We start from the raw sequence: 3,198 nt of genomic DNA, 5'->3' as shown, positions 1-3,198 counted from the left end.
GCGCCTGCGCGACGTCGAGGACCTGATGCTGGCCCGCGGCGTCGTGGTCACCTGCGACCCCGCCCCGGCGACAAATGGCACCTCGACGAGGTTTTCGTGAAGATCAACGGCACCACTCATTATCTGTGGCGCGCGGTCGACCAGCACGGCGACGTGCTCGACATCCTCGTGCAGTCGCGCCGTAACGCAGTGGCGGCTAAACGGTTTCTCCGCAAGCTGCTCAAGGGCCTGCGCTACGTGCCGCGCTTGCTGGTGACCGACAAGCTGGCCAGCTATCAGGTCGCTCACCGCGAGGTTTTGCCGTCGGTGACCCATCGCCGCTCGAAGTACCTCAACAATCGGGCCGAGAACTCCCATCAGCCGACCAGAATCCGGGAACGGGCGATGAAACGCTTCGCCTCACCTGGGCAGGCCCAACGGTTCCTGTTTGCGTTCAGCCACATCCGACAGCACTTTCGTCCCCGGCGTCATCTGATCAGCGCACCCCAATGGCGAACCGAGATGACCAACCGCTTCGCGGTCTGGGATGAGATCACAGTCGCCGCAGCGGCATGAAAGACACAGTCAGCCACCACGTTCCGCCGCACAGTCCACTCACATCGACTGAGCCACAAGTATTCTCAAATAAACTTGACGATGCCTCGCGGACAACCTGAACGGCGTCAGCGAAGGGATGTATACCGGCTGAAAGCCCCAGTTAACAGTCCTGTAACTTTAACTTCGGGCAGGCGGCTGATAATCACATCTCGTTCAAGATCGAAATCCCTTTGAAAGGGGTTTAAGACATGTCGAAGCTAGCAGCTGAACATCACAAGCAAGCAGCTGAACATCTCGAACAGGCCGCCAAGCACCACGTGGAAGCCGCTAAACATCACGTGGAGGGAGTGGTTGAGAAAGCCGCCCACCAGGCCCACTTGGCGCATGCCCACCACGTTCAGGCCCTCGAGCACGCGGAGCATGCCGCCAAGGAGCACCTAAAAGCGCACGGCACCAAGTAGATCCTTGACGGCGCAGGTGGCGGCACCCTCGATCGACCGCCCATCAAGATGCTGGAATAAATTCCCGCAGACCAGCCTGGTGAAGTCGTCGTCGATCAACTTGCCGGTTTTGGCGTTCGAGGGGGCCGGTCGCCCACCGGGATGATCAGATCGTCGGTCATAACCGTCTGAATCAGGCTCGTGCTCGGTTCGTTCGGCGGCACGGGTCACTGACGTGTTCCATATCAGTAGGCCAGATGTGCTATTTTCACATCCGATATTCCCTGTCGCCACCCCGACCGGGCACACCGGTCGCCGCGGGCCCGGAAACATTCACGTTCGACCACGATGTCGCTGACCTTGCCGAGCCGGCTTCCGTCGTCGTCGAGGGCACGGCGTCCGATCAGGTGGGCAAGCGAGATCATCTGGTCGGCAACGGCCCGACGGGGGCATCGTCAAGTTATTTGAGAATACTTGTGGCTCAGTCGATGTGAGTGGACTGTGCGGCGGAACGTAGTGGCTGACGGTGTCTTTCATGCCGCTGCGGCGACTGTGATCTCATCCCAGACCGCGAAGCGGTTGGTCATCTCGGTTCGCCATTGGGGTGCACTGATCAGATGACGACGGGGCCGAAAATGCTGCCGGATGTGGCTGAAAGCAAAGAGGAATCGTTGGGCCTGCCCAGGTGAGGCGAAGCGTTTCATCACCCGTTCCCCGGATTCTGGTCGGCTGATGGGAGTTCTCAGCCCGGTTGAGTTCTCAACCGATGTCAAGTGTTGCGACGAAAGCGGTGGGCGGTTCATGCTGGTTGCGGAACGGGCGATGCCTTGGAGCGCGTGGCGACTCCTGTCTTGGCACGCTCGTTCCGCTCGTTGCGTCGTGGGTGTCTGTGGGGGGTGACCTTGCGCCGGGCGGCACGGACCTCGGGTGGCACGGTGTAGCGTTCGGCGACGATGGCGCGTCCTTGGGCTTCGGTGATGACGCGGCCGTCGGTGTCGCGCAATAGGTAGTGGGTGCCGGCGCGCAGACAGGCGGCGATTCGGGTGAGCAGGACCGCAGCCAGCGTGCAGACCGCGGAATCGTGGTGCTTACCGGCGAGCATGAGCCGCTGGTAGCGGACGGCCAGGGTGGGGTCGACCTTGCGGGCGTGGTCGGCGGCGATGAACAGGGCCTCGCGCAGGCAGCAATCGCCAGCCTTGGTCGGTCCGCGGTGGCCGTCGGCTTGGCCGGAGGAGTCGGCGGCCGGGACCAGCCCGGCGAAGGAGCGGACCGCGGCCAGGTTGGCGAATCGTGTTGGGTCGCCGAGTCGTCCGAGGATCTGGGGTGCGCAGACGCGGCCGGCGCCGGGTACCGAGCGCACGATCCCGGCCGGGTCGGCCTTGTCGTAGAGCGCGCCGATGCGCTTGTCGAACCCATTGATCTCGTCGGTCAGGGTCAGCGCGAGCCGGGCTTCGGCGGCGATATCGGCGGCCAGCGCGTCGAAGTCGAGCTCGCCGCCGTCTGCTCCCCACAGCCGGAGCGTGGTCGCGGCGGCTTCGATGACCGCGTCGGCGCGTTCGTCTGCCCATGCCTGGCGGCTGGAGCGGCGGAAAAACGCCGCCAGGCGGGCCTTGCCGAGGCGTTTGACCTGGACCGGGTTGGCGTACCGGGCCAAAAACCGCAGCGCGGTCAACGTCATATCCGAACCCAGCGCGGCGATCCACGCCGGCCCGAGGATCTCCAGCAGCGCATCAAGGCGGGCCATGCACGCGGTGCGCCGATGCACCAGCCCAGAGCGGATCTTGACCGCCCGCTTCAGCTCGTCGCCGGGGCCCAGCGAGTCCTCGCGGTGCAGCCCCTCGGGGTGCAAAAGGGGAAGCCGGGCAAGCACTTTGGAGTCGAGCCGATCAGTCTTGGTGTGCTTGTTGTAGTAATCACGCAGATCAGCGGACTGCTCGGGTGGCACCATCACCACCGTCGCGCCGTGGCGGCGGAACCAGGCCGCCAGCGCGACCCAGGCGTTGCGGGTCGGCTCCATCACCACCTCGATCCGCTCGGCGTCTTTAGGCAGCCGCGCCCACAGCGTGTCCAGCTCGTCTGGGTCGGTGCGAAACCGGTGACCCACGAACAAGAACCTTCCCTGCTCGTCTGCCAGCGATGCTTGATGCGCAGCACGGCAAGCTACGTCGACTCCCAAGCGAATTTTCAATCTCGTGCCTTCCCCTATCGTTGGATTTGGTTG

The 3,198-nt window shown here is 63.9% G+C and carries 4 protein-coding genes and 1 pseudogene; 2 read left to right on the top strand and 3 right to left on the bottom strand.

All coding sequences use genetic code 11. The annotated features are described in order from the left end of the window. Window positions 1–555 (top strand): IS6 family transposase (locus tag VKI00_RS20125; protein ID WP_422656527.1); only part of this gene is annotated, 555 nt, incomplete at its 5' end. Window positions 556–785: 230 nt separating this feature from the next. Beyond that, window positions 786–998: a hypothetical protein gene (locus VKI00_RS20120; RefSeq protein ID WP_324440517.1), complete on the top strand. Its 213-nt coding sequence runs from the start codon at window positions 786–788 to the stop codon at window positions 996–998. A gap of 224 nt (window positions 999–1,222) precedes the next feature. Here VKI00_RS20120 and VKI00_RS33860 read toward each other — a convergent pair whose 3' ends face one another. The 3 genes and pseudogenes from VKI00_RS33860 to VKI00_RS20110 form a co-directional block, all read right to left on the bottom strand. Next, the gene (locus VKI00_RS33860) at window positions 1,223–1,402 is read right to left on the bottom strand and encodes a PRC-barrel domain-containing protein (RefSeq protein ID WP_414687245.1); all 180 of its coding nucleotides are present in this window, start codon (window positions 1,400–1,402) and stop codon (window positions 1,223–1,225) included. A 108-nt stretch (window positions 1,403–1,510) separates the two neighbouring features. After that, window positions 1,511–1,730 (bottom strand): annotated as a pseudogene (locus tag VKI00_RS33950) (IS6 family transposase); the annotation flags it as partial. Window positions 1,731–1,776: 46 nt separating this feature from the next. Next, window positions 1,777–3,153, bottom strand: a complete 1,377-nt coding sequence (locus tag VKI00_RS20110) for an IS110 family transposase (protein WP_324440519.1) — start codon at window positions 3,151–3,153, stop codon at window positions 1,777–1,779. Window positions 3,154–3,198: the final 45 nt, after the last annotated feature.

The organism is Mycobacterium sp., from assembly GCF_035314665.1.
Classification (GTDB): Bacteria; Actinomycetota; Actinomycetes; order Mycobacteriales; family Mycobacteriaceae; genus Mycobacterium.
Note: the sequence above shows the minus strand (reverse complement) of the source record. Positions and strands in the feature narration are given on the sequence as shown.

What these genes read in the sequence shown, in the direction of transcription:
- VKI00_RS20120 (WP_324440517.1), top strand. Translation starts at nt 786, where the DNA reads ATGTCGAAGCTAGCAGCTGAACATCACAAGCAAGCAGCTGAACATCTC.
- VKI00_RS33860 (WP_414687245.1), bottom strand. Translation starts at nt 1,402, where the DNA reads ATGATCTCGCTTGCCCACCTGATCGGACGCCGTGCCCTCGACGACGAC.